The sequence below is a fragment of the Paraburkholderia sp. TE9906 genome (assembly GCF_056279605.1).
Genome location: NZ_JBWCCT010000008.1, coordinates 136,594 through 160,998, shown reverse-complemented (window position 1 = coordinate 160,998; position 24,405 = coordinate 136,594). Strand labels below are relative to the sequence as shown.

General features: G+C 62.7%; 23 protein-coding genes, 1 tRNA gene and 3 riboswitches. Of the genes, 14 read left to right on the top strand and 10 right to left on the bottom strand.

Going from position 1 to position 24,405, the window contains the following annotated elements; translation table 11 throughout:
* The 3 genes from gcvT to ACZ9H4_RS22680 form a co-directional block, all read right to left on the bottom strand.
* Complete coding sequence (gene gcvT, locus ACZ9H4_RS22690) at positions 1 to 1,119, bottom strand: glycine cleavage system aminomethyltransferase GcvT (RefSeq protein ID WP_476120975.1); 1,119 nt, start codon at positions 1,117 to 1,119, stop codon at positions 1 to 3.
* Between the two features lie 80 nt (positions 1,120 to 1,199).
* Positions 1,200 to 1,354: riboswitch (glycine riboswitch) on the bottom strand.
* 35 nt (positions 1,355 to 1,389) lie between these two features.
* Positions 1,390 to 1,490, bottom strand: a riboswitch (glycine riboswitch).
* Positions 1,491 to 1,636: 146 nt separating this feature from the next.
* On the bottom strand, positions 1,637 to 1,987 hold the full coding sequence (locus tag ACZ9H4_RS22685) for a hypothetical protein (RefSeq protein ID WP_408139960.1): 351 nt from the start codon (positions 1,985 to 1,987) through the stop codon (positions 1,637 to 1,639).
* A gap of 193 nt (positions 1,988 to 2,180) precedes the next feature.
* Positions 2,181 to 3,230 (bottom strand): oxidoreductase, encoded by a 1,050-nt coding sequence (locus ACZ9H4_RS22680; RefSeq protein WP_408139962.1) that lies wholly within the window; start codon positions 3,228 to 3,230, stop codon positions 2,181 to 2,183.
* 370 nt (positions 3,231 to 3,600) lie between these two features.
* Between ACZ9H4_RS22680 and ACZ9H4_RS22675 the strand changes: the two genes are divergently transcribed.
* Positions 3,601 to 5,691: a UvrD-helicase domain-containing protein gene (locus ACZ9H4_RS22675; RefSeq protein WP_408139963.1), complete on the top strand. Its 2,091-nt coding sequence runs from the start codon at positions 3,601 to 3,603 to the stop codon at positions 5,689 to 5,691.
* 186 nt (positions 5,692 to 5,877) lie between these two features.
* A complete protein-coding gene (locus ACZ9H4_RS22670) occupies positions 5,878 to 6,477 on the top strand; it encodes a hypothetical protein (RefSeq protein ID WP_476120972.1) in 600 nt (199 codons plus the stop codon).
* 95 nt (positions 6,478 to 6,572) lie between these two features.
* Here ACZ9H4_RS22670 and ACZ9H4_RS22665 read toward each other — a convergent pair whose 3' ends face one another.
* The gene (locus ACZ9H4_RS22665; RefSeq protein WP_476120970.1) at positions 6,573 to 7,478 is read right to left on the bottom strand and encodes a c-type cytochrome; all 906 of its coding nucleotides are present in this window, start codon (positions 7,476 to 7,478) and stop codon (positions 6,573 to 6,575) included.
* A gap of 274 nt (positions 7,479 to 7,752) precedes the next feature.
* On the opposite strand from ACZ9H4_RS22665, the gene ACZ9H4_RS22660 reads away from it, so the two are divergent.
* The 7 genes from ACZ9H4_RS22660 (at position 7,753) to rpsU (ending at position 14,824) form a co-directional block, all read left to right on the top strand.
* Positions 7,753 to 7,828: transfer RNA gene (locus ACZ9H4_RS22660), tRNA-Arg, on the top strand.
* Between the two features lie 234 nt (positions 7,829 to 8,062).
* A riboswitch (yybP-ykoY riboswitch) is annotated at positions 8,063 to 8,230 on the top strand.
* Positions 8,231 to 8,364: 134 nt separating this feature from the next.
* Entirely contained in the window at positions 8,365 to 9,375 is a 1,011-nt protein-coding gene (locus ACZ9H4_RS22655; RefSeq protein ID WP_476120968.1) for a sodium:calcium antiporter, read from the top strand.
* Positions 9,376 to 9,731: 356 nt separating this feature from the next.
* Positions 9,732 to 11,114: a flagellin N-terminal helical domain-containing protein gene (locus ACZ9H4_RS22650; protein WP_476120966.1), complete on the top strand. Its 1,383-nt coding sequence runs from the start codon at positions 9,732 to 9,734 to the stop codon at positions 11,112 to 11,114.
* Positions 11,115 to 11,256: 142 nt separating this feature from the next.
* Entirely contained in the window at positions 11,257 to 12,861 is a 1,605-nt protein-coding gene (gene fliD, locus ACZ9H4_RS22645; protein WP_476120964.1) for a flagellar filament capping protein FliD, read from the top strand.
* Positions 12,862 to 12,881: 20 nt separating this feature from the next.
* The gene (fliT, locus tag ACZ9H4_RS22640) at positions 12,882 to 13,181 is read left to right on the top strand and encodes a flagellar protein FliT (RefSeq protein WP_476120962.1); all 300 of its coding nucleotides are present in this window, start codon (positions 12,882 to 12,884) and stop codon (positions 13,179 to 13,181) included.
* Positions 13,182 to 13,308: 127 nt separating this feature from the next.
* Positions 13,309 to 14,250, top strand: coding sequence for an aldo/keto reductase (locus ACZ9H4_RS22635; protein ID WP_476120960.1), 942 nt, complete (start codon positions 13,309 to 13,311; stop codon positions 14,248 to 14,250).
* 361 nt (positions 14,251 to 14,611) lie between these two features.
* Positions 14,612 to 14,824 carry a 30S ribosomal protein S21 gene (rpsU, locus tag ACZ9H4_RS22630; RefSeq protein WP_006050883.1) on the top strand — a complete coding sequence of 71 codons (213 nt, stop codon included), beginning with the start codon at positions 14,612 to 14,614 and terminating at the stop codon, positions 14,822 to 14,824.
* A gap of 147 nt (positions 14,825 to 14,971) precedes the next feature.
* Here rpsU and ACZ9H4_RS22625 read toward each other — a convergent pair whose 3' ends face one another.
* Both ACZ9H4_RS22625 and ACZ9H4_RS22620 read right to left on the bottom strand, forming a co-directional pair.
* Positions 14,972 to 15,397, bottom strand: coding sequence for a hypothetical protein (locus ACZ9H4_RS22625; protein ID WP_408140129.1), 426 nt, complete (start codon positions 15,395 to 15,397; stop codon positions 14,972 to 14,974).
* Positions 15,398 to 15,825: 428 nt separating this feature from the next.
* Entirely contained in the window at positions 15,826 to 16,422 is a 597-nt protein-coding gene (locus tag ACZ9H4_RS22620; protein ID WP_476120956.1) for a DNA-3-methyladenine glycosylase I, read from the bottom strand.
* Positions 16,423 to 16,560: 138 nt separating this feature from the next.
* Here ACZ9H4_RS22620 and ACZ9H4_RS22615 point away from each other — a divergent pair, with 138 nt between their 5' ends.
* Together ACZ9H4_RS22615 and ACZ9H4_RS22610 are read left to right on the top strand one after the other, a co-directional pair.
* Positions 16,561 to 17,442, top strand: a complete 882-nt coding sequence (locus tag ACZ9H4_RS22615; protein ID WP_476120954.1) for a glucosamine kinase nucleotide-binding domain-containing protein — start codon at positions 16,561 to 16,563, stop codon at positions 17,440 to 17,442.
* A gap of 88 nt (positions 17,443 to 17,530) precedes the next feature.
* Positions 17,531 to 18,352: a Cof-type HAD-IIB family hydrolase gene (locus ACZ9H4_RS22610; protein ID WP_408140134.1), complete on the top strand. Its 822-nt coding sequence runs from the start codon at positions 17,531 to 17,533 to the stop codon at positions 18,350 to 18,352.
* Positions 18,353 to 18,479: 127 nt separating this feature from the next.
* Here ACZ9H4_RS22610 and ACZ9H4_RS22605 read toward each other — a convergent pair whose 3' ends face one another.
* From ACZ9H4_RS22605 to aqpZ, 3 genes are all read right to left on the bottom strand, one after another.
* On the bottom strand, positions 18,480 to 18,776 hold the full coding sequence (locus ACZ9H4_RS22605; RefSeq protein WP_408140137.1) for a PXPV repeat protein: 297 nt from the start codon (positions 18,774 to 18,776) through the stop codon (positions 18,480 to 18,482).
* A 285-nt stretch (positions 18,777 to 19,061) separates the two neighbouring features.
* A complete protein-coding gene (locus tag ACZ9H4_RS22600; RefSeq protein WP_476121208.1) occupies positions 19,062 to 19,766 on the bottom strand; it encodes a histidine phosphatase family protein in 705 nt (234 codons plus the stop codon).
* 153 nt (positions 19,767 to 19,919) lie between these two features.
* A complete protein-coding gene (aqpZ, locus tag ACZ9H4_RS22595) occupies positions 19,920 to 20,660 on the bottom strand; it encodes an aquaporin Z (RefSeq protein ID WP_408140140.1) in 741 nt (246 codons plus the stop codon).
* Between the two features lie 289 nt (positions 20,661 to 20,949).
* Here aqpZ and ACZ9H4_RS22590 point away from each other — a divergent pair, with 289 nt between their 5' ends.
* Positions 20,950 to 21,252 (top strand): H-NS histone family protein, encoded by a 303-nt coding sequence (locus tag ACZ9H4_RS22590; RefSeq protein WP_042327140.1) that lies wholly within the window; start codon positions 20,950 to 20,952, stop codon positions 21,250 to 21,252.
* A gap of 325 nt (positions 21,253 to 21,577) precedes the next feature.
* On the opposite strand, the gene ACZ9H4_RS22585 is transcribed toward ACZ9H4_RS22590, so the two are convergent.
* Complete coding sequence (locus ACZ9H4_RS22585) at positions 21,578 to 22,642, bottom strand: glycosyltransferase family 4 protein (RefSeq protein ID WP_121316030.1); 1,065 nt, start codon at positions 22,640 to 22,642, stop codon at positions 21,578 to 21,580.
* Between the two features lie 731 nt (positions 22,643 to 23,373).
* On the opposite strand from ACZ9H4_RS22585, the gene flhD reads away from it, so the two are divergent.
* Entirely contained in the window at positions 23,374 to 23,694 is a 321-nt protein-coding gene (flhD, locus tag ACZ9H4_RS22580) for a flagellar transcriptional regulator FlhD (RefSeq protein ID WP_013589958.1), read from the top strand.
* Between the two features lie 51 nt (positions 23,695 to 23,745).
* A complete protein-coding gene (gene flhC / locus ACZ9H4_RS22575) occupies positions 23,746 to 24,306 on the top strand; it encodes a flagellar transcriptional regulator FlhC (protein WP_408140144.1) in 561 nt (186 codons plus the stop codon).
* Positions 24,307 to 24,405: the final 99 nt, after the last annotated feature.

The window sequence follows — 24,405 nt, the reverse complement described above, 5'->3', positions numbered from 1 at the left end:
TTAAACGGCCAGCACCTTGCCGTTGCGCACGAATGGCAGTTTTACCACGCTTGCGGGAACGGCCTTGTCTCGAATCTGGACGTGAACGGTGTCGCCCGGCTGCACGCCCTTGGGCACGCGCGCGAAGGCGATCGATTCCTGCATCGTCGGGGAAAAAGTGCCGCTGGTGATTTCGCCTTCGCCCTGCGGCGTGAGGACTTTCTGATGCGCGCGCAGCACACCTGCCGCCTTGCCGTTTTCCTTCAGCAGGATCAGACCGACGAATGCTGCCTTCGAACCGTCGGCTTCGAGCTTGCCCTTGCCGACGAAGTCGCGCGGCGAGGTCAGATCGACGGTCCAGGCGAGGCCGGCGTCGAGCGGCGAGACGTTGTCGTCCATATCCTGGCCGTACAGGTTCATGCCGGCTTCGAGGCGCAGCGTGTCGCGCGCGCCGAGGCCGGCCGGGCGCACGCCTTGCGCGTGCAGCGCGTTCCATAGCGCCTCTACGTGGTCCGCCGGCACGATGATCTCGAAACCGTCTTCGCCGGTGTAGCCGGTGCGCGCGACGGTCAGTTCGCCGAACGGCGTGCCTTCGACGCGCGCCGCGTTGAACGGCTTCAGAGCTTCGGTGGCGGCGCGTGCGGCGGGCACCGTTTGCCAGACTTTCTCGCGCGCGTTCGGGCCTTGCACGGCGACGATCGCGAAGTCGCGGCGCGGCGTGATGGTCAGGCCGAAGCCGCCGTCGGCGTTGAGCTGGCCGAACCAGGCGATGTCTTTCTCGGCGGTGCCGGCGTTGACGACCACGCGGAAGTGGTCTTCGCTGAAGTAATAGACGATCAGATCGTCGATCACGCCGCCGTTCGGGTTCAGCAGACAGGAATAGAGCGCGCGGCCGGGCGTTTGCAGCTTGCCGACGTTATTGGCCAGCGCGTATTCGAAGAAAGCGCGCACGCGCTCGCCGGTGAAGTCGACCACGCACATGTGCGAGACATCGAACATGCCGGCGTCGGTGCGCACGGCGCGGTGTTCGTCGATCTGCGAGCCGTAGTTGACGGGCATGTCCCAGCCGCCGAAATCGACCATGCGGGCATTGAGCGCACGATGGGTGGCGTTGAGCGGGGTGTGTTTGAGTTCGGTCATGGGGCCTCGGGCGTCTCGCGAAACAAAAAAGGCCATGCGGCGCTACGCCTCGCGGCAAGGTGCCTGCGAGCGTGGTTCTGCATGACCCCTCTGTCCTCGATACCTGAGAGATTGCGCGACCGTGAACGTTGCTCCGCCACGATGACACGCGCGCCCCTTCGGTGGGCAGCCTGCCCGAATCTGCGTGATGTTGCCAAAACGCAGATGGCTACTGCCGCTCTCCAGAGTGCGAAAAACCGCTGCCTTGAGGTTGCTTCTGGCGAGGGTTTTTCGACGCGGTCGGTCCTTTTGCCTGAGAGTTTGCGGGTGTGCCCCTTCGGCGGCGCGGCCTGCGATATTCGGCGGCCAGCGCGCTCTCCCGACGCGTGCGGCGAATGTACGCGACGGCCGGGGGCTTGTCAAATAGAGGCTGGCGGCCTGTAGGGGGGGCGGCTGCGGTACGCGTCGGCGAAAAAAACGCGGGCCAGGTTGCCCGCGCTGGGCTGCGCACCGGTGCTGCTTCGATGACGGAACCGGCTTACTCGCCGATCGCGTGAGCCGCGTTGTCCAGCTCCTGATTCAGCACGCGCTGTTCGTCGGCGGTGAGGCCGCCGCCGTGTTGCGCGGCCATGTCGTGCGCTTCCTGGCGGATCACGTCCAGCCGATGATGCAGGGATGCGCCTTGCGGCGGCGGGTAGTCGCCCTGATTCACCCGTTTGTCGATGCGGCGGCCGAGATTGTCGATCCGGCCTTCGACCTGACGCAGACGCTGATCCGCGATCTGCTGCTGGGTGGGGTGTGGCGTCGGCGCGGGCGGCGGAGTCACCACGCAGGCGGCGAGAGAACTGAGCAGGGCGCCTGCTGCAATGGCGCGGGTGATACGAGGCATAGACTCTCCGGAAGTCGTTGTCGTGAAGATGCTACTCAGGTAGCAACGAATGAGCGCGGCCGTGCGCTGACCGGGGAGCGGGCAGAGTTGTAACGTTATGTTCCTTTCGGAGACGTCGGGTTTCTGCCCGCGCGAGCCCGGCGGCTCGTGCGGTTTTAGGTACACAAGCCGTCGCGCCGCGCGCTCGAATGGCTCAGCGAATGCGCTCGAACGGCAAGCGCAAGCCTTCTTCCGAGCTGCGCGCCGCGAGCTCGATGATGGTCATCACGTCGACCGCATCCTGAGCCGTGACAGGGAATGCGACGCCGTGCTGGATGGCGTCCGCCACCGCGATATAGAACCCGGCGTAGTCGCCATTGCGCGTCGGCACTTCGCGCTCGACTTCCTGGCCGCCTTCCTGCACGCGCAGCAAGCCTGCGGTATTGCCGGCGCCGAAGCCTTCGTCGCCGGGCCGCAGGCCTGCTTTCAGCTGGTCTTCCTGCGTGTCGAGCCCGTGTTTCACATAGCTGCCGCGCGTGCCGTGGATCGCAAAGCGCGGCGCGACCAGCGCGGTCAGCGCGCTCGCGTGCAGCACCACCTCGAACTCGCCGTAGCCGAGCTGGATGTGCACGTAGTCCGGCGCGCTCGCCTGGTCGCGATGCGTGCGCACCGTCGCCGAGACCGTCTGCGGGGCGCCGAAGAGCGCCAACGCCTGGTCGATCAGATGCGGCCCGAGGTCGAACAGCAGGCCGCCGCCGCGCGACGCCTCTTCGCGCCAGCGCTGCCGCACTTCCGGCCGGAAGCGGTCGAAATGCGATTCGTACTGCGTGACGCGCCCCAGTTCCACGCGGGCGAGCAGATCGCGCACGGTCAGAAAATCGCCGTCCCAGCGGCGGTTGTGGAACGGCATGAACAGCTTGCCCCGCGCGAGCGCGATGTTGGCAAGCGTGTGGGCGTCGGCGGCGCTCAGCGTGACCGGCTTGTCGACCACCACGTGCTTGCCGGCTTCCAGGGTGCGGCGTGCGAGGTCGAAGTGCGTGTCGTTGGGCGTGGCGATCACGACGCAATCGATGTCGTCGAGCGCCAGCAGCGCGTCGAGGTCGGCCACGACTTTCGCGTGCGGATAGTCGGCCTGCGCGCGTTCGGGCTGGCTCGTCGCGATGGCGGCGACGCTTGCGCGTCCGCAATGTGCGATCACCGGCGCATGAAAGGTCGCGCCAGCAAAACCGTAACCCATCAATCCAATATTTAGCGATCCGGGCATGCGTGTCTTCCTGCAAAAACGGCGCGCCGCTTTGCCACCGCGGCGACGGCGCGCAACACCGTAATTGTGGCATGTCCTGAAGGCGCACCGTCAGCGTCGTCGCGGTGAATTGTCGGGGGGCGCTTTGGGCCGGCCCGGGTGCCGGTCGCGGCTAACCGCCGGGGCATCCGTCGCGGCGTCCATGGCAGACATCCGTGTTAACATCGCTCCTCTCGCGCGAAACCGCGCCGGACCGGAATACCCTCGCACCCCTGCGGGCGCCCGTTCCAGCCGACGCTGCCGCGCAGCATGCCCCCGGGCCTCCCGCCGGCGATTTCACGCCGGCGTGCCCTCGACCACCGCTTCTAACCGCATCACCCATCCACAGACGATGTCCGCAGGCCTGAACCCCGCTCAAAATGAAGCGGTCCGCTATCTTGACGGTCCGTGTCTCGTGCTCGCCGGCGCAGGCAGCGGCAAGACGCGCGTGATCACGCAGAAAATCGCGCACCTGATCGAAGCGAAAGGCTTCGAGCCGCGCCACATCGCCGCCGTCACGTTCACGAACAAGGCCGCGGCCGAAATGCGCGAGCGCGTCGGCAAGCTGCTCGAAGGCAAGACGCTCACGACGCCCGGCAAGGAAGGCCGCAAGGTGCCCGTCAATCAGTTGACGGTGTGCACGTTCCACTCGCTCGGCGTGCAGATCCTGCGGCAGGAAGCGGAACACGTCGGCCTGAAGCCGCAGTTCTCGATCATGGATTCGGACGACTGCTTCGGCATGATCCAGGAGCAGGTCGGTTCGACGGACAAGGGCTTCATCCGCAAGATCCAGTCGATCATCTCGCTGTGGAAGAACGGCCTGATCATGCCCGAGGAGGCGATTGCGATCGCCGCGAACGAGGACGAGCATCAGGCCGCGATCGTCTACCGCAACTACGTGGCGACGCTGCACGCGTATCAGGCGGTCGATTTCGACGACCTGATCCGCCTGCCCGCCGAACTGTTCGCGAAGAACGAGCAGGTGCGCGAGCGCTGGCAGAACAAGCTGCGTTACCTGCTGATCGACGAGTACCAGGACACCAACGCGTGCCAGTACGAACTGGTGAAGCTCCTCGCGGGCAAGCGCGCGGCGTTCACGGCAGTCGGCGACGACGACCAGGCGATCTACGGCTGGCGCGGCGCGACGCTCGAAAATCTCGGCCAGCTCAGCAAGGATTTTCCGAAGCTGCATCTGATCAAGCTGGAACAGAATTACCGCTCGACGGTGCGTATTCTGACCGCCGCGAACAACGTGATCGCGAACAATCCGAAGCTGTTCGAAAAGAAGCTGTGGTCCGAACACGGCATGGGCGACACGATCACCGTCACGGGCTGCAACGACGAAGAGCACGAGGCGGAGTCCGTGGTGTTCCGCCTGTCCGCGCACAAGTTCGAGCGGCGCGCGAATTTCCGCGATTACGCCATCCTGTATCGCGGTAATTTCCAGGCGCGCATTTTCGAACAGGTGCTGCGTCGCGAGCGGATTCCGTATGTGCTGTCCGGCGGCCAGTCGTTCTTCGACAAGGCCGAGATCAAGGACATCTGCGCGTATCTGCGTCTGATCGCCAACGCCAATGACGACCCCGCGTTCATCCGCGCGATCACCACGCCGCGCCGCGGCGTCGGCAATACGACGCTCGAAGCGCTCGGCTCGTTTGCCGGCCAGGCGAAGGTGTCGCTGTTCGAGGCGGTGTACATGGGCGGCATCGAGGCGCGCTTGTCGCCGCGTCAGATCGAACCGATGCGCGTGTTCTGCGACTTCATGCAGCGCCTCACCGATCGCGCCGAGAAGGACGCGGCCGGCACGCTGCTCGACGAACTGATGGACGCGATCCACTACGAAGCGTATCTGTACGACGCGTTCGACGAACGTCAGGCGCAGGCCAAATGGCAGAACGTGCTGGAGTTCATGGAGTGGCTCAAGCGCAAGGGCACCAAGGCCGAGCCGGAGGGCGCCGCCAACAGTGACGCGACCGGCTACGACACCGCCGACGGTTTCGGCGACACCGGCAAGAATCTTCTCGGCCTGATCCAGACCGTCGCGTTGATGTCGATGCTCGAAGGCCGCGAGGAAGATCCGGATGCGGTGCGGCTTTCGACTGTGCATGCGTCGAAGGGGCTGGAGTATCCGCACGTGTTTCTGGTGGGCGTCGAGGAAGGCATCATGCCGCATCGCGGCGGCCCCGACGACGAACCGATCGACGACGCGCGCATCGAAGAAGAGCGCCGGCTGATGTACGTCGCGATCACGCGGGCGCAGCGCAGTTTGCATCTGAACTGGTGCAAGAAGCGCAAGCGCGCGCGAGAGACGGTGGTGTGCGAGCCGTCTCGCTTTATCCCAGAAATGCTGCTCGACGATGCGCCGCCGCCGACGCCCGAAGAAGCGCCGATGTCGCCGAAAGACCGGCTCGCGAGTTTGAAGGCGCTGTTGCAGAAGCCTTGAGGAAGCACGCGTAGCCTGGCGCGGTGCGTGCTGTGCTGCTTCGCGCTGCTTTATCGCATTCGTCGCGTTCGTCGGTTCGTAAGACCCTGTGCATGGCAAGTGCTTCGGCAGTTTTCCGAGCGCTTGAGCTAGAGTGGCGCGGCTCGTCGGCCGAATGTCGGCGGGCGTGAATGGGAGATCGCCCGCATGACCTTGCCGCCGCTCGCACCGTATCGCCGCGCACTCGACATTTATATCGACGCGAAAGACAACACCCGCGCCCAACGCATCGCCGAAGCGTTCGCGGCGGACGCGGTGCTTACCATTTCACTGGCGACATCGGCGATCGCGTTTCCGGCTCGCACCGTCGGCAGCGACGCGATCGCGAAAACGCTCGTCACCGATTTCGGCGCGCAATACTCGCGATGCCGGACTTACTACGTGTGCGATTCGCTTGACGTGCAAGCCGGCGTGATCGACGCGCTGCCCTGGCTGGTGGTGATGCGTGAGACGGCGAGCGGGGCATTGCGCGTCGGCCACGGCGTGTATCGATGGACCTTCGACGAGACGCCGGTCGTCACCTCTTTCGACATCCATATCGCCCGCATGGACGTGGTGCCCGATGCCGACGGCGCATTGCTCGACGCATTGCAGGCGAGCCTGGACTATCCTTGGCTCGCGCCCGCTGCGTTGCACGCGGGTTTCACGGCCCTCGCTCGCAGCACGCCGGCATTGGCCTTTGCCGACGCGTTCAGCCGTCCCGCGTGGGCGCCGGACCCGCACCATCGGTGCCTGACACAGGCATAAGCGCATCGCGCATAAAAAAATCCCTGCATCGCATCACCGCGCGTGCAGGGATTTTTTGTTTAGCGGCCAACGCCGCGAGCGGCGTCTCGAAAGCCTTACTTCACCGCGCTGACCATGTAGTCGACGGCGGCCTTCACATCGGCATCCGACGCGCTCGAACCGCCTTTCGGCGGCATCGCGCCCTTGCCGTGCAGCGCGTAGTTGTAGACCGTGTCCATCGGCTCCTTCAGGCGCGGCGCCCAGGCTTCCTTGTCGCCGAATTTCGGCGCGTTGAGTACGCCCGCCGCGTGACACGCCTGGCAGACCTGCTGATACAACGCCTTGCCGGCTTGCGACGCATCCGCGCTTTGGGCGGCGCCGGCTGCCGGTGCCGCGGCTTGCGGGACGCTCGCCATCGCGGCCATGGCCGCGGCGGCTTGAGCCTGGGCCGCACCCGCGTCCGAAGCGCCCGCCGGCGCGGCTGCCGCGGCCGCACCAGAGGCCGCCGCCGCGCCTGCGGCCGGCGGCGCCGGTTCGGGGAAGCTCGCGCCGGAATTGTTCGCCATGTAGGCCACCGCGCGGGCGATTTCGAAGTCGCTGTAGTCATCCGGGCTGGTGCCGCCGCGCGGGGGCATCGCGCCCTTGCCCGCGAGCGCCGTGTGCCAGAGCGTGTCGAAGCCCTGCGCGATGCGCGGCGCCCAGTCGGCGGTATTGGTGAATTTCGGCGCGCCCGCCGTGCCCGCCGCGTGACATGCGGAGCAAACGGCTTTATAGACTTCTTCGCCGCTCCTGTAGACGCGCGGCGCACTGGCGTCGCGAATTTCGACCTGGGCTAGCGGCTTGATGCGGGCGGTGACTTCGGCTTCGGAGAGAGAGTCGGTGCCGGCGCCGGTACGTGTCGAATTATCGACATAAACCGCCAGCAGAACGATGATGACGATCGGCACAGCAAACCCGGCGATGATCGCGGCGACAAGTTGCGCTGGGGTTTTGATCGGGGCTCCGTGTGGTGCTTCGCTCATGCTTGTCTCGTCTCCGTGGGTATGTGAGCGGTACAGCGTGACGGCAACTTCTTGTTCTATATCAGCCACGGACGATTATAGACGCAAGATTTCGACGGCGGCGAGGGCGGCGGCGGGCTGTTCAGCAGGCGTTTACCCGGAGCGCAAGGAGCGGCCGGAAGGGCCCGGAGCCTGCCATATCGGCCGTCCGGTGGACGGTGTGGCCGAAACCGGGTATCCTTGCGGTCTCGCTTTGGCGTCGCATCCGTTCTGGTTGCCGCGCTTTCGTGTTGAAGCGCCCGTAGCTCAATGGATAGAGTACTGCCCTCCGAAGGCAGGGGTTGCTGGTTCGATCCCAGCCGGGCGCACCAAATCTGGCCGAAATTTCGGCACTGGTTCTCCTCGTTTCATCTCCCCCGTCTCTACTGCATCCTCGAGTTCGTCGCATATCGCAGTCGTCGATCTGGCGTGACCTCAGTTCCATCGACTCGCATTTCCACATTCGCAGTCCCCGCCGTCCTATCCACGACGCGAAAATTCAACGCGCGTCGTTGCCGCTGTCATGTCAGCACAAGCTTGTTGAAAGCGGCGCCTGCGATTAGAATCCCCCGGTCACTGGGGAGTAGCCTTCCTTCATCCTTTGAAGGAGAGCGCGTCAACATACTTGGCCTGCGGGTCATGGCGCGTTCGACCGGTTCGGTTTGGCGAGACCATTGTCGTACTGCCTCGTTCTGGTCGGACGGGTGGCGGTGCGTCATTGGTTCGTCACATACGTCCGACCGTGGAGTTGCCCTGTGAATCACCGTAGGTTTGCGTCAAGCGCCCCGACATATTCCCCGCATGCTTTCGCATCGGCTCATCATCCAGCGAGCAGCCGTGCTTTCGACGCATGCGCCGGGAGCCTTGCATGACCGGTTTGCTTGTCGAACTCGCCATCATGCTGCTCGTCATTCTGGTGGCAGCCGAACTCTTCACCAATGCGCTCGAACATCTCGGCGAACGTCTGAAAATCTCCGAAGGTGTGACTGGCTCGCTGTTCGCGGCTGTCGGCACCGCGCTGCCGGAAACGCTCGTGCCGCTGCTTGCTATCGCGGGCAGCTCGAGCGATAAGACCGTCAACCATGAAATCGGCGTCGGCGCGATTCTCGGTGCGCCGCTGATGCTCTCCACGCTGTCCACGTTTCTGATGACGCTCGCCATTCTTGGCGCGCGCGGGGTCAAGGGCTGGGTCGCGCCGGAGCGCACCGGCTTCACGCGGGACCTCAACTATTTCCTGTGCGCGTTCGTGCTGGCGGCCGCCGCGATGTACGTGCCGCACGAGCAGATGATCGTGCGCGCGCTCTTCAGCGTCGCGCTGGTGGGTGTCTACGTGACTTACGTGGTGATGACGTTTCGCGCGTCGAATCAGCTCGTCGACGCCGGGCACGGCACCGAAGCGCCCGGCAAGATGCTGCTGTCGCGTCTCGGCTTGCCGACCAATTTCGCGACCATCGTGCTGCAACTGATCGTGGCCGTCGCGTTGTTGGTGTGGGGGGCGGAGGGGTTCATCCACGGCGTGCGGGGGGTGTCGCAAGCGGTGGGCGTGTCGCCGCTGCTGTTGTCGCTGCTGATCATTCCGATCGCCACGGAGTTGCCGGAGAAGGTCAACAGCATCCTGTGGATCCGGCGCGGCAAGGACACGCTCGCGTTTGGCAACATCACCGGTGCGATGGTCTTTCAGGGGACGCTGCTGCCGGCGATCGGCATTCTGCTGACGCCGTGGACGCCGCGTATCGAAGTGGTGACTGGCATCGTCATTACGTTGGCCGCGGCCGCGTGGCTGCGTATCAATGTGCGTGAGCGCGGTGTGCAGGTGTGGGCGTTGCTGGTGTGTGGCGTGCTCTACGCCGCGTATCTGGCGGTGACGCTGACGCGTTGACCGGAGCGGGCACGCGAGTCGGCCGGTTTCAGTGCTCCATCCGATGAGTGTCGCTGCGGCCAGACCAAGGCTCGATGCCATCGGGAGTGGGTCGACTGTTAGCGGCCTTGACCGGTCGTTAACGGCGGCAATCTGGCGGGCTTGAGGCCCGCATTTGCAACCTGCTTGCGCAATCCGGCGTGCCGATGTTTTCGTCTGCCGAATCGACGAATATGCGTGTTGTCCCCATAAAGTTTTTCCTGGACGGGCCGTTACCACAAACAAGGCGGGCGGCAAACGAACATAGCTGCCTCGTTCGCTGATGCCTTGATCAATATGGCATGTAACGGGCTGACGGCCCCAACAGGAGAATTTTCATGCTCGGAATTAACAGCAACATCAACTCGCTGGTTGCACAGCAGAACCTGACCGGCTCGGGCAGCGCACTGTCGCAAGCAATCACGCGTCTGTCGTCGGGCAAGCGCATCAACAGCGCAGCGGACGACGCAGCAGGCCTAGCCATCTCGAACATCATGCAGACCCAGATCAACGGTCTGACGCAAGGTGTGTCGAACTCGAACGACGGCGTGTCGATGGTGCAAACCGCATCGAGCGGCCTCTCGTCGCTGACGAGCAGCCTGCAACGTATCCGCCAGCTCGCGACGCAAGCGTCGAACGGCAGCATGACCGATACCGATCGCGCGGCGCTGCAACAGGAAGTGGCGCAGCAAATCTCGGAAGTGAACCGTATCGCGTCGCAAACGACGTACAACGGCATGAACGTCCTCGACGGCTCGTTGGGCAGTACGTCGTTCCAGGTCGGCGCAAACGTCGGTCAGTCGATCTCGCTGAATCTCTCGCAGTCGATGTCCGCTGCTTCGATTGGCGGCGGGGTTCCGGCAGCCGGCAACACGCTCGGCTCGTTCTCGGTCTCGCTGGATAACACGGGCGCTGCTGCGGCGGCTCCGGGCATCACGTCGATCACGGCTTCGTGGGATTCCTCCAAGAACGCGGTCTCGTACACGGACCAGAACGGCAACGCTATCACCGACGCGTCCACGATTTCCTACTACACGGCAACTACGGGGGGCACGATCCCGGCTGCAGCGGGCGATCCTTCGGATACGCTCACGGTTGCTGCCAACGCCAACGCTACTATCACGCAGATCAACGTGCTTGCCGACGGTAATGGCGGCTTCACCCTCACGGACCAGAATGGCCAGGCCTTGAATGTCACTGCTGCTACCAACATCTTCGCGAGCGCAACTACTGCTCCTGCTACGGACGCCAACGGCAATACCACGATGAGTGGCGAAACCGGCGCGCAGATGGTGGCCGACATCGAAGCGGTCACGGACGCTGGCGTCACGACTGACGCGAATGTCGTGGCTGCGGACAAGGTTACAGCCGCAGTGGGCACGACCATCGACAAGCTGACCACGTCGAGCTCGGTTTCGCAGATCGACATCTCGACCAAGGACGGTGCTTCGGCAGCAATGCTGACCATCGACAACGCGCTGAGCGCTGTCAACAACCTGCAAGCGACGCTCGGCGCGGCGCAGAACCGCTTCACCGCAATCAGCACGACGCAGCAGGCCCAGTCGACCGACCTGTCGTCGGCACAATCGTCGATCCAGGACGCCGACTTCGCGCAAGAAACGGCTAACCTGAGCAAGGCGCAAGTGCTGCAACAAGCCGGTATCTCGGTGCTGTCGCAAGCGAACTCGCAACCGCAGCAGATCCTGAAGCTCCTGCAGTAATCGGCTTCATGTAGCAGCGCAACGCGTGCCGCCCGCCCCACCCGGCGCGTGGGACGCAAAACCATCGGGAGGCCTGCCTCCCGATTACCGCTTTCAGATCTGAATCGATTCACACGGAATCGCCGAAACACGGAGCCCGTCCATGTCCACCGTATCCTCGACCGCAAGTTCGATCGCCAGCACCGTCGCCGCCACTACCGCCGCGAGCAACGCCGCGCTGCAAGCAGCAGCGCAATCGATCATCAGCGGTTCGACCAATTCGTCGATGGACGTGAATTCGCTCGTGACGGCACTCGTCAACTCCAAGATCGCCGGCCAGGCCGCAACGCTCGCCGCAGAGCAGACGACCGACAACACCCAGATTTCCGCCTACGGCACGCTCTCGGCGGCACTGTCCGCGCTGCAAGCCGGACTGACCTCTCTCTCGGACGGCACTGCCGTGAACGACTTCACGGCGACGATGAGCGGCACAGGCACAGGCACCGGCATCACGGCCACGGCGGCCAGTGGCGCGGTAGCGGGTACATATTCGATTGACGTCGCCCAGGTGGCGACGGCGCAGGTGCTGACGTCGAGCGGCTATGACGCGAAGACCGCGCTCGCCTCCGGATCGAGCACGATGACGCTCTCCGTGGGTGGCAAGAGCACGACGATTTCGCTCGACAACTCCAATAGCACGGTCTCTGGCATCGCGGCGGCGATCAACGGCGCGAGCAACAACCCGGGTGTTTCCGCGACCGTCGTCAACGGCGCGGACGGCGCCCACCTCGTGTTGCACTCGACCTCGACCGGTTCCGCGGGCGCGATCAGCGTGCAGATCAGCGACTCGAATGCGAGCGACGCACTGAACAATCTCGCCGTGTCGAGCAACAACGGCACGTCGTTGACCGGTACGTCGAGCGCCACCAGCGCGCAGCTCGCGGCCAATCAGTCGACGCTCGACGACGGCTCGGGAACGGGCGTCAAAAGCACGTCCTACTGGACCCAGACGACGGCCGCGCAGGACGCCTATTTCACGATCGACGGCACAGGCGTCACCAGTTCGACAAACACCGTGACTTCCGCACTGTCCGGCATCACGCTGAACCTCTCGGCCGCTTCGGTCGACACGACTGGTTCCGCGCCCCAGACACTGACGGTCGCCCAGGATACCACCTCGCAGGCGAACACGATCAACCAGTTCGTGACGCTGTACAACACGCTCGTCACGACGATGGGCGCGCTGACCGCGTACAGCTCGACTGCGACATCGCAGGGCGCGCTGCTCGGCGACTCGACTCTGAACATGGTGCAGAACCAGCTGGCCTCCATCGTCTCGACCGGTGTCAAAAACGGCAACTCGACGACGAGCCTTGCTTCGATCGGTATCACGCTGAATGCGGACGGCTCCCTCGCGGTCGACGACGACACACTGAACAGCGCACTGAAGAACAACCAGTCGACGGTGGCCTCGCTGTTCAACTCCACCAACGGCGTCGCGGAGCAGTTGAACACCAACATCACGAGCTATCTGTCGGATAGCGGCGTCATCAAGACGCGCACCGATGCGCTCAACGCGGACCTGACCAACCTCACGACGCAACAGACGTCACTGACGAACTATCAGACGCAGCTCACCAGCACGTACAACGCGCAGTTCACCGCGCTCAACACGCTGATGGCGACGATGAACAGTAACTCGCAATATCTGACGCAACTCTTCGGCGGCACGAACAGCGCCGGTGCGCTGTCAGACAACAAGAACTGAGCGCAGCAGAGAGACTTCACATGGAATTCGCGACACGCATCGATCGCATCTGGGAACTCACCAAGTCCATCGAACAGGCAGCGGCTGTCGCCGAGTGGGAAAAGGCGGCGGAGTTCGCGAGCGAGCGCTCGCCGCTCCTCATGTCGCTCTCCGCATCGCAAGCGGGCGCCGCGCTCGATGTGCTCAGGCAGGTTCACGAGATCGATACCCGGATCGCCGCAGAGGCGCAGTTGGCTCAGGGCGAATTGCAGACTGAATATCGGATGGCCATGCAGGCAACGCGTCAGGCGAACCAGTATCAACGCGTCGCGCAATTCTGAAGCCAGCGGTGAAGCGGGGGGCTTAAAAATACTGGGCCGGTTGCTGGCTGATCCGTTCGATGCGCTGCAGCTGATCCAAAGTGGGCGTATTCTCATTCGCTCGCCCGTTATCGATCGTGGAGAAAGCATGCAAAAGCGCAGGATTGGCCGTTCCGAATTGCAGGTCGCGCCGCTTATGTTCGGCGGCAATGTATTTGGCTGGACCGCCGATGAAGCCGCTTCGTTTTCGATTCTCGATGCGTTCGTCGATGCCGGACTCGATTTCATCGATACCGCCGATGTCTATTCGGCCTGGGTGCCCGGCAATCAGGGCGGCGAGTCCGAGACGATCCTCGGCAAGTGGTTCCGGCGGAGCGGCAAGCGCGAGAAGATCGTGCTCGCCACCAAGGTGTCCAAGCATCCGCAGCGCAAGGGTTTGTCGGCGGCGAATATTCAGGCGGCGGTCGAAGATTCGCTGCGTCGCCTGCAAACCGATTACATCGACGTCTATTTTTCCCACGACGACGACACCGACACGCCGCTCGCGGAAACGCTCGGCGCATATCAGAGGCTGATCGAAGCGGGCAAGGTGAGGGTGATCGGCGCGTCGAACTACAGCGGCGCGCGCGTCGAAGAGGCGCTCGCCTTGGCTCGCCAGCACGGATTGCCCGAATATCAGCTACTACAGCCGGAGTACAACCTGTACGACCGCGCCGAATATGAACGTGATATCGAACCGGTGGCACTTGCCAATCAGCTCGGCGTGGTCGTGTACTACAGCCTCGCGAGCGGTTTTCTGTCCGGCAAGTACCGCTCACAGGCCGATCTGGCCGGCAAGGCGCGTGGCAGCCGGGTCGAAAAGTATCTGAACGAGCGCGGCTTGCGGATTCTAGGGGCACTCGACCGCGTCGCCGAACGGCACGGCAGCACGCCGGCCGCCATCGCGCTGGCCTGGCTGATTGCGCGGCCAAGTGTTACGGCCCCAATTGCTAGCGCGACCTCGGTGGACCAGCTCAAAAGCCTCGCGGCGGCCGTCCACCTGATGCTGGCCGGCGACGACATCCGCGAACTGGACGAGGCGAGCGCCTGATCGTCCAGGAGACCTGGCGCAGTCGCTAAACCCCTGGTAGGATGGAGAGTTTCCTGATATCATCGGGAGTGAATTGAGATCTTTGCCTGTTTCGTCAGTGTTTTTCATTGATGAAAGGTTGGCGAAACGGCAACGGGCGTGGCTTCTGTTATACGTCTGTCCGCGTTCCGCGGTGAGCTCCACACACCTCTCTTTTCCGGCCTCCGTGGCCGCTTTGCCTCTCGTTCTATTCGTGGTTTGGCCGGGGTTTCCCCGCGTTTGCCTGTTACTGGCCATGAATCGAAACGACCGGAGGGCCGGCGCGTGAGCGGTCTCCCGCCACGCAAATTAACCCGTATCAAGTGATTGAGTTAGGAATTACATGACGACGATTCTTCTGAAGGAAAACGAGCCGTTCGAAGTGGCAATTCGCCGCTTTCGTCGCGCAATCGAAAAGAATGGCCTGATCGCTGAACTGCGTGAGCGCCAATCGTACGAAAAGCCGACCACGGCACGTAAGCGTAAGAAGGCTGCTGCTGTGAAGCGCCTGCACAAGCGCCTGCGCAGCCAGATGCTGCCGAAAAAGCTGCACTAAGCACGCTTTTCCGTACGCCGAACGGCGGTGTGAGCTTCGAAAGAAGCCACATCGCCGTTTTGCTTTTGGGCGGCCGTTTGGGCGTTCGATAGGGCGCGTGAGTCCGGCGGCAAACGCGCCTGCGCCTTGCCAACGCCTTCGCACCCGTTATGCGGCGTTCTTCAGCCGCTCGGCGGACAGACTGAACTGACGGGCAATCGAGCTCAGTCGTTCGCGCCATTCCCATGTGCCGAATACATCGTGCACGTTCTGCAGGCAGCTGAGCAGATCGACGGTGGCCTGGTCGTACACGTTGATGCGCGCACGCTGGAGCGCCTTTTTCAGCGCGCAGACGCCGACGTCCATGTAAGCAGGCATCTCGCTGGGCGTTTTGCCGATAAAGCGCACTGGAACGCCTTCCATCGCGGTCATGTAGTCGCGCGGCCTGATAAAACTGCCGACCGGGCAGCCGCCGCAATAACCGCGATAGGCCCCGCCGCCGCGCGGCAGCAACGCGGCACGTTTCTGGTCGAACAGGTGGGCCACGGCCTGATCGAAAATGTCCTGGTGCGTCAGGAAGTTAAGCGTTTTCATGGTTGGTCTCCAGCGCGTGCCGCAGCGGTTATTCGTTGTTTGGCGCATGAGCAGTAGTATCCGGCGCGCGCCAGTTGGCGAAGTCCGGACGAGCACGGCGAAATGCCCTCAATTCCCGCTTTCGACACGACGCGTCTTGCGCGGGATAGCGGCTGTCACCTCCGCAGCGCTCATCACCGCTCATAAACCGTATAACGGTCGAGATGCGTCGGAAGCGCAGTCGGGCTTTGCCGGATAGGTTGTCGAAGGGTGTCCTGACGGGGTGCCGCACGCAGTCGCCGTCCCTGCGGCCTCGCGCCGGCGGGGCAAACGCCGCGCGAGACGCGGCTGTGCTCGGGGGTTCCCTAAACGGCTTTCCTTTGTTAGAGCCGCGGCACCAGCGACCCTCGCGACCTCAACGGGGATGGTACCGGTCCACCGTGGCCGGCTCAAACCGCCTTACGATTACGCCCCTTCTTGCCGAGCGCGACGCATCGCGCCCGGCACATGCAATTCGTCTCGTGGTCGTTGACCATGCCGACCGCCTGCATGAACGCGTAACAGATCGTCGAGCCGACGAACTTGCAGCCGTAGCGCTTGAGCCCCTTACTCAGCGCGTCCGACACTTCTGTCGACGCGGGTGCATGCTTGTACGATGTCCAATCGTTCTGGATCGGCGTCTGGTCGACGAACGACCAGACGAAGTTGGCGAGCGAGCCGTGCTCGACCTGAATCTGCTGCACGGCGCGTGCGTTGCTGATGGCCGCTTCTATCTTGCCGCGGTGACGCACGATGCTTTCGTCCGTCACCAGCTTATCTACGTGTTTCGGCGTAAAGCGCGCCACTTCGTCGATATCGAAGTCGGCGAACGCGCGGCGATAACCGGCCCGCTTGTTGAGAATGGTCGACCATGACAAGCCCGCCTGAGCGCCTTCCAGCACGAGCATCTCGAACAGATGCCGATCGTCACGCGAAGGCACGCCCCATTCGGTGTCGTGGTAGTGTGCGAGCGCTTCGCTCGATACCCAGTTGCATCGCTGTGTCACTGTCGCGCTCCCGTTGTGATGTCGCCCGCCAGCATAGCTGAAGCGGCGCGCATCGCAAGCTGGCCATTCGGCCGATTGCGGGATTGAAAATGACCTGCCACGCTATGCGCTAATCACTCACGGAACTCAATCGACTCGATGAACCAGGACTTCTTTCTGATCGGCATTGACGGCGGCGGCACCGGTACGCGCGTGGTGCTCGGCGACGCGCAGGGGCGCGAACTCGCGCAGGCGGTAAGTGGGCCGTCGGGTTTGGGGCTCGGCATCGAGCGGGCATGGCAGGCTATCGAGGCCGCCTGCGGCGAAGCATTCAAGCGCGCGGGCAAGACTTTGGACTGGTCGCGCTGCGTGCTCGGCTGCGGGTTGGCGGGCGTCAACAATCGTGACTGGCTGGCCGAGTTTCGTGCGCAAGCGCCGGAGGTCGCCGGACTCGCGGTGGAGCAGGATTCTTATACGACGCTGCTCGGCGCGCACGGAGGCTCGCCCGGCGTGATCGTAGCGCTTGGCACCGGCAGCGTGGCGGCTTCGCTGGCCGCCGACGGCAAATTTCTCGTCGCCAGCGGTTACGGCTACCCATCGGGCGACGAAGCGAGCGGCGCGTGGCTTGGACTGCGGCTCATCGTACATGCGCAGCAAGTGCTCGACGGCCGCGTGCCCAACGACGACCTCGCGCGGGCGCTGCTTGCCTGCACCGGAGCGCAGGACCGCGACGGTCTCGTCGTCTGGCTCTGCGCAGCCAATCAGACTGCTTATGCGAAGCTTGCGCCGGTTGCGTTCGAGCATCGCACGCATCCGTTCGCGGCGCGATGGCTCGGCGAGGCCGGCGTCGAAGTGGGCAAGATGATTGCCGCGCTGGACGCCTCGGGAACCCTGCCGGTGGCACTGTGCGGCGGGCTCGGCGCGCCGTTGCGCGAGTATGTGCCGCAGGTCTACCAGGCGCGTTTGCGCGAGCCGCTGGCTGACTCGGCGCACGGTGGATTGCAGCTGGCGCAACGCGAAGCGGTACGTCTTGCCGGCTGAGCGTCGCGGGAGATGGCAGCCGCGATCCTGCGTGCGCGACAGGTAACGGTAAAATACGCACTTCGACGCTGCCTCGACCGCTCATACCATGTACAAAGTCATCGCCACTGATCTCGACGGCACGCTGCTCAACGCCGACCATCAGGTGGACCCGTTCACCGTCGCCACCGTGCGCAAACTGGAAAGCGATGGGCTGCGGTTCGTGATCGCAACGGGGCGCCATTATTGTGACGTCGCGGGTATCCGCGACTTGCTGGGCATCAGTCCGTATCTGATCACGTCGAACGGCGCGCGCATTCATGCGCCGGACAACACCGTGATCCACGCCGACGACCTGCCGCCGGCCATCGTCCAACGTTTGGTGCAGCCGGAAATCGCCGGTGCGCATGGCCGCGTGATCGTCAACCTGTTCGCCGACCAGGCGTGGCTGATCGACCGCGACGCGCCGGATCTGCTGAAATTCCATCAGGACTCGGGCTTCACCTACGAAGTTACCGATCTGCCGAAACACGACGGCGTCGATATCGCGAAGGCGCTCTATATCGGCGAGCCTGCCGATCTCGCGCACGTCGCGGAGAATCTCGCACGCGAATTCGGCGACGACCTGTACGTGACTTACTCGCTGCCGGACTGTCTGGAAGTGATGACATCGAACGTATCGAAGGGACGCGCGTTGCAGATCGTGCTCGAGCGGCTTAGCGTGGACGCGTCGCAGTGCGTGGCATTCGGCGACAACATGAACGACATCGACTTGCTGGAAACGGCCGGCCATCCGTTCATGATGAACAACGCCAATCCCGATCTCATGGCGCGTCTGCCGAACGTGCCGCGCATCGGCAACAACTTCGAAGCAGGCGTCGCGCACCACTTGCGCAAGCTCTTCTCACTCAACGACGAGCTGATGTCCTGATTCCAATGGACCTCGGCCCGCATTCACCTTCGTGAATGCGGGCCGGGGTCGCGCGTGAGGCCTGTCTACCAGCGGCGCGGCAGGCCAAATCAAGGCTAGTGATGCTCAGCCGTTCCTCGCGCGCAGATCAATCGCGCCAGCCGCCTCGGCGATCGTCCCTGTTATCGTGGCCCCAGTGGCGATTGTCGTGGCCCCAGCCGCGGTCATACCGATGGTCGCCGCGGTAATAGTCGCCGCGGTCATACCGATGATTCCAGCCGCCGTAGTACACCGGCTGCGGCGCCGCATAGACGCGGGCGGGCTGTGCATAAACCGGTGCGCCGAGCGACAGGCCGATATTCAGATTCGTATGCGCTTGCGCGACACCGCATACGCCCGCCGCGAGTCCGGCAGCAACCAGCAAATGAGTGACGATGCGTTTCATGTTGTTCTCCTGTGAAGCGACGTATGTTTGTCGCACAGGACCAATGTACGCATTCCGCCCGGACGGGACTGCGACGAGATGTTACGGACTGAAAGCATCGTCGCAGTGTTTGAGGGGAGTGAAACGCGGCATTGGATTAGATGACGCATGCGGTGCAGTTCGCCCGACAGCCCGCCGAATAAGCGTTTTCGGCTTATCGAACCATGCCGGATTACGAACTGTACTGCGCTCGATTCAATTCGGGCCGAGCCAGGCGTAATCGCGGCTTACATCTGTATTACCCATTTAATCTGCCGCATTCGTGGAAACCGCAGCGGATGCCGCTGCCGAGGGCGTCCCCGGCAATGCCGCGCAAGGACAATCGGTCGCGCGTCCGTCCAGCCCCTGGCGGTCACGCTTGAAACTGGCGCGCGCTGTGCCGTTTTGCCAGTCGAGGCGAACGACATAAATACTGTCGAAATCGCCGCTTTCCCAGTTTGGAACGTCCGCGGCATTGCCGCCGTGTGCGCTCACCATCTGGCGCAATAGCTTCACGATGAGTTTGTGCTCCCACGCCACGACGATCAGCTTGTTCCGGTTGGCCGGATTGACGAGCGCAGTGCCGAGCTGGTCGATCTGCGCAAAGCCGTACGGCGTTTGTACCGGCATCTGGAATTGAATGGCGGTCGGCTCGATCGTCGCCAGCGGACGAATATAGTAATAAGGATGGCCGTTGTCATCTTTTTGCTGGCCGGGGTCGGGCGCATAGATCGCATCCGGTTTGCCGAACTTGGCGGCGATCACCGCCGGCAAGGCCAGTGCACGGTTGAGGCCCTGGCAGTTGAGCTGACCGAAGCCTTGGGCGGGTTTCTCGCCGTGTCGCACGAACACCAGCGTTTCGATATTGCTGTTGCCGTCGGCCGCCTGCGCGGAGGGTAGCGCGAGCACGCCAGCGCACAAACCGCCGATGACGAGTGCGGCGCGATGCAGGAATCTGCGGGAACGAATCATCGGTAGCACCTGTACGAGCCGGGAATTGGCCGATTCTAGCAGCGCGGTCATGGCCCCCCACTGCCGGACGACAACCAGCGCGTCACGCTTGCACCAATACAAAGCGGGCGCCGTAGCGCCCGCTTTGACTCGGTCGATAAACGAGCTGGTCGTTCAGTCGAGCGCCATTTGCTGCGCATTGCCGCTTCGGCTCTCGGCGATCAACGGATAGATCACGCCCGCGATCACAGCGCCAAGGATCGGCGCGACCCAGAACATCCACAACTGGTCCACCGCTGCGCCGCCGACGAACAGCGCTGGGCCGGTGGAGCGCGCCGGATTGACCGACGTGTTGGTGACCGGAATCGAAATCAGGTGGATCAGCGTCAGGCACAGGCCGATGGCGATCGGCGCGAAGCCGGCCGGCGCGCGCTTGTCGGTTGCGCCGAGAATCACGAACAGGAAGAAGGCGGTCATCACCACTTCGCAGATGAACGCCGCAGCAAGCGAATAGTGGCCGGGCGAGCGCTCGCCATAGCCGTTACTGGCGAAACCGCTGGCAACGAGGTCGAAGCCCGGTTTGCCCGAGGCGATCAGCGACAGTACCAGCGCGCCCAGAATCGCACCGATCACTTGCGCGGCGATGTACGGCACCAGGTCGCGAGCCGGAAAACGGCCGGCGACGGTCAGCCCGACGCTCACGGCCGGATTCAGGTGGCAGCCGGAAATATGACCGATCGCAAAAGCCATGGTCAGCACCGTCAGGCCGAATGCGAGCGACACGCCCACGAATCCAATGCCCAAACCGTGGACCGGGCCGGCGAAGTTCGCGGCGAGGACCGCGCTGCCACAGCCCCCGAGCACGAGCCAGAAAGTGCCGAACAACTCCGCAACAACGCGCTTTGACAACTGCATGATTGGTAATCCTAAAAAGATTGATGCTTCCGGAGCACGCACGGCTGACTGTGGTGCATGCCTTGACCGCGCAATTCTAGGCAAAGACCGCCAAACCGGGTGTCAAGAATTGTCAATGACGAGCGTTTGCTTTACCGATTATTGGTCGATAAAGATGCTGTTTTATCATTCACCAATGGTTAATAATTATCAGAGGAAAACTTCCTAAATCGGTATTATTGGCCATTGCGAATTTTTATAATTACAGTTAGTCTGCCGTCGAATGAGTTCTAAAAAAGGGGAGAACCGAATGTCTCAATATGCAGACCTCAAGGCGCAGATCGCCAAATTGCAGGCACAAGCAGAAGAAGCGCGGCGCACTGAAATTGACAATGTGGTCGCTGACATCCGCCAAAAGATCGCTGAATACGGTCTAACCGCTCAAGACCTCGGCTTTGCCGTTGCCGCCAAGCGCGGACGCCCGCCCAAGAAGGCGCCGCTGCCGGCGAAATACCAGGACCCGAAATCGGGCAATACGTGGAGTGGGCGAGGCAAGCCGCCCAAGTGGATTGTCGGCAAGAATCGCGAGCGCTTTTTGATTGGCGCGGTTTGAGTCGCGCTGTCGCGAGACCGAAAGCCAATTGAAGGTCGATCGGCGTCCCGTTTTATTTGTCGAACGCTAATTTGGGATGGAAGCGCACCCATCCCGGGCATTAAAAAAGCCGCCCTTGAGGGGCGGCTTTTCTGTGGAGGAAGCGGGATAACGCAGATTTCTCCGCCTGCGCAAACGATTCACGTGCCGGACTTGCTTGCTATTGACCTGCAAAGACCGGCAAATCGGAAAGTGCGGAAAAGCGATGTACGCGACAGGTAAGTGACCAGATCAGGTGTCAAAGCGGCTGAACGCAAAAGTGCATCAGCCGTTTCAAACACGGGTGTTAGCCTACGGCAACCTGACGCAATACCGGGCGGCGCGTTGCATCGATCAGCGCCGAATAGCCATCGACATAATTCTGCGCCATCGTTTTCGAACTGAAGCGGCGTTCGAACTGCGCGCGGATTTCGGTACGCGACAATTCATCGAGACGCTGCAGCGCGGCCACTGCCCCTTGCACGTCCTCGACGATGTAGCCCGTCACACCATGGTCGATCACTTCCGGCACCGAACCCCGGTTGAACGCGATCACCGGCGTGCCGCATGCCATCGATTCGATCATCACGAGGCCGAACGGCTCCGACCAGTCGATCGGGAACAACAGCGCCTTGGCGCCGGACAGAAACTCCGGCTTCTGCGCTTCGTTGATCTCACCGACGAATTCCACGTGCGCCATCGACAGCAACGGCTCGATTTCACGCTTGAAATATTCCTGGTCGACCTTGTCCACCTTGGCGGCGATCTTCAGCGGCAAACCGCTTTGCGCAGCGATCTTGATAGCTGTATCGACGCGCTTTTCCGGGCAGATACGGCCGAGGAACGCGAGGTATTCCGGCTTCTTGTGCGCTTGCGGCGTCAGCAGTTGTTCCGGCAAGCCGTGATAGATCGTGTTGAGCCAGTTGGCCTGCGGCAGCGGCAAACGCTGCGAATCGGAAATCGACACGACCGGCACATTCGAAAACGCATCGAACACCGGCTGCAACTCCGGCAGATCGAGGCGGCCGTGCAGCGTGGTCACGAATGGCGTGTCCATCGTCGTGAAAAGCGGGAACGGCATGTAGTCGAGGTGAAAGTGCAGCACGTCGAATTCATGCGCGACCTTGCGCACCTTTTCCATCATCAGGACGTGCGGCGCCAGCGCGTCGCGGATCGTCGGATCGAGGCGCAGCGCACGCGGCCAGCACGCGTCGAGATTCGCGGACGTGACCGAGTCGCCGCTCGCAAACAGCGTGACATCGTGGCCGAGGTCGACCAGGGCTTCGGTCAGATACGACACGACACGTTCGGTGCCGCCATAGAGTTTCGGCGGGACAGCTTCATACAGCGGCGCAATTTGTGCGATTCGCATGCGGTTTCTCCTATTCACAACGGCTTCGCACAGCGGCGCTCGAGTAGAGCGAGGAGCGAATGCCAGACGGACGGTGGGCGCGGTATGCCGCCGCCCGGGGGTGCTCCGAATCTGCATCGGGTAATCCCTTAGCGTCCATTATCGGGATCGGCTGCGCTAATTCGAGTCATTTTTCAAACGCTTAATGTTGTTACAGCGCGAAACATCGCGCGTTACAGCTCATCTGGCAGGCCGTCCCCATAATCAGGACGTATGATCCGGTCCGCATAAGCAAACGCAGAATAGCGGTGAAAGCACCTTAGCAATTCGCGCGCCTGATGCGCCGGAACGCTTGGGCGACGCCTCTAAACGAGTCACATTGCATAGCCGTGAAAACGTCATATAATTGGTTTCCACCGTGGCAAAGGTGCGGGACATGAACCGACGCGAACTCACCGGTTAGTTCACGTCGCTTTCAGCAAAAAATTCAAGGCGCATCACGCATCCCAAGCTGGGCGCCGCCTCATTCCATTCCATCTCCCCGCGCACTCGCCCATGTAGGAAAAATTCCTACAACAATGACGGATTAATCCGTCAAACAGGCAGGGTGTCTCTCCGATTTTCGTTCGTCCCCCCTTTCGACACAATGGTCGCAAGACCAGAAACGAGCCAATTCGTGCGGTTTAAGCGCGCGCGTTAGAGCAAACGTTTCCGTAAACGGCCTGACCAGCCAGATATACCCCGGGGGAATCATGAGCGCGACAAGCGATATGCTCAATGAGATCAGAGAAGTCAACCTGTCTTATCTCCTGCTTGCGCAGCGACTGTTGCGCGAAGACAAGCCCATGGGCATGTTTCGCATGGGGATTTCGGACCAGCTAGCCGATGTGCTCGCCAATCTGTCGTTGGCGCAGACCGTCAAGCTCGCGGCGTCCAATCAGGTGCTGTGCCGTTTCCGTTTCGACGACCATGCCGTTCTGTCCGCGCTCGCGGACAAAGGCAAATCGAGCGCCGTGGCCCAGGCGCATTCCGCGATCCTGATGGCAAGCCAGCCGGTCGAGCAACTCGGCTGATGGCGATCCGTTTCTCACACAAAGCGATCGGGCGAGGGGAATGGCACGCGGATGGCCACTAAAAGCGTCGTACTCGAAGTCAGGGAAATCACCCTGGCCATCGAACTGATTGAACTTGGCGCGCGTTTGCAATTGCTGGAGGCGGAAACCAGTCTGTCGCGCGACCGGCTCATCAAGCTGTACAAGGAACTGAAAGGGGTGTCGCCGCCCAAGGGCATGCTGCCGTTTTCGACCGACTGGTTCATGACCTGGCAGCCCAACTTTCACTCGTCGCTGTTCTACAACATCTACCGTTTCATGGCCGGCCACGGCGGGTGCCAGACGATCCAGTCGATCGTGAAGAGCTACCGGCTCTATCTGGAACACGTCCAGTTGCACGACGACGAGCCCGTGCTCAGCCTCACGCGTGCGTGGACGCTGGTGCGCTTCTTCGATTCCGGCATGCTGCAGATGACCACCTGCTGCCGCTGCCGGGGGCATTTTGTCGCGCATGCGCACGATCCGCAGCACGCATTCGTGTGCGGGCTGTGTCAGCCGCCGTCGCGCGCGGGTAAGACAAAGAAATTCGCCGACGCCCGGGCCCGCGAAAGTCTCGCCGCTGTCGAGGCTTGAGCCGCAAACGGCTGGCCCGCGAGCCTCGCATGCCCGGCGCCCCGTGCGGCGGGCTTCACGGCCCGTCGGCGGGCTTGCCGGGCGGCCTCATTCCGCTGT

Coding starts and splice junctions, on each gene's coding strand:
- gcvT (WP_476120975.1), bottom strand. CDS start 1,119: ATGACCGAACTCAAACACACCCCGCTCAACGCCACCCATCGTGCGCTC.
- ACZ9H4_RS22685 (WP_408139960.1), bottom strand. CDS start 1,987: ATGCCTCGTATCACCCGCGCCATTGCAGCAGGCGCCCTGCTCAGTTCT.
- ACZ9H4_RS22680 (WP_408139962.1), bottom strand. CDS start 3,230: ATGCCCGGATCGCTAAATATTGGATTGATGGGTTACGGTTTTGCTGGC.
- ACZ9H4_RS22675 (WP_408139963.1), top strand. CDS start 3,601: ATGTCCGCAGGCCTGAACCCCGCTCAAAATGAAGCGGTCCGCTATCTT.
- ACZ9H4_RS22670 (WP_476120972.1), top strand. CDS start 5,878: ATGACCTTGCCGCCGCTCGCACCGTATCGCCGCGCACTCGACATTTAT.
- ACZ9H4_RS22665 (WP_476120970.1), bottom strand. CDS start 7,478: ATGAGCGAAGCACCACACGGAGCCCCGATCAAAACCCCAGCGCAACTT.
- ACZ9H4_RS22655 (WP_476120968.1), top strand. CDS start 8,365: ATGACCGGTTTGCTTGTCGAACTCGCCATCATGCTGCTCGTCATTCTG.
- ACZ9H4_RS22650 (WP_476120966.1), top strand. CDS start 9,732: ATGCTCGGAATTAACAGCAACATCAACTCGCTGGTTGCACAGCAGAAC.
- fliD (WP_476120964.1), top strand. CDS start 11,257: ATGTCCACCGTATCCTCGACCGCAAGTTCGATCGCCAGCACCGTCGCC.
- fliT (WP_476120962.1), top strand. CDS start 12,882: ATGGAATTCGCGACACGCATCGATCGCATCTGGGAACTCACCAAGTCC.
- ACZ9H4_RS22635 (WP_476120960.1), top strand. CDS start 13,309: ATGCAAAAGCGCAGGATTGGCCGTTCCGAATTGCAGGTCGCGCCGCTT.
- rpsU (WP_006050883.1), top strand. CDS start 14,612: ATGACGACGATTCTTCTGAAGGAAAACGAGCCGTTCGAAGTGGCAATT.
- ACZ9H4_RS22625 (WP_408140129.1), bottom strand. CDS start 15,397: ATGAAAACGCTTAACTTCCTGACGCACCAGGACATTTTCGATCAGGCC.
- ACZ9H4_RS22615 (WP_476120954.1), top strand. CDS start 16,561: ATGAACCAGGACTTCTTTCTGATCGGCATTGACGGCGGCGGCACCGGT.
- ACZ9H4_RS22610 (WP_408140134.1), top strand. CDS start 17,531: ATGTACAAAGTCATCGCCACTGATCTCGACGGCACGCTGCTCAACGCC.
- ACZ9H4_RS22605 (WP_408140137.1), bottom strand. CDS start 18,776: ATGAAACGCATCGTCACTCATTTGCTGGTTGCTGCCGGACTCGCGGCG.
- ACZ9H4_RS22600 (WP_476121208.1), bottom strand. CDS start 19,766: ATGATTCGTTCCCGCAGATTCCTGCATCGCGCCGCACTCGTCATCGGC.
- aqpZ (WP_408140140.1), bottom strand. CDS start 20,660: ATGCAGTTGTCAAAGCGCGTTGTTGCGGAGTTGTTCGGCACTTTCTGG.
- ACZ9H4_RS22590 (WP_042327140.1), top strand. CDS start 20,950: ATGTCTCAATATGCAGACCTCAAGGCGCAGATCGCCAAATTGCAGGCA.
- ACZ9H4_RS22585 (WP_121316030.1), bottom strand. CDS start 22,642: ATGCGAATCGCACAAATTGCGCCGCTGTATGAAGCTGTCCCGCCGAAA.
- flhD (WP_013589958.1), top strand. CDS start 23,374: ATGAGCGCGACAAGCGATATGCTCAATGAGATCAGAGAAGTCAACCTG.
- flhC (WP_408140144.1), top strand. CDS start 23,746: ATGGCCACTAAAAGCGTCGTACTCGAAGTCAGGGAAATCACCCTGGCC.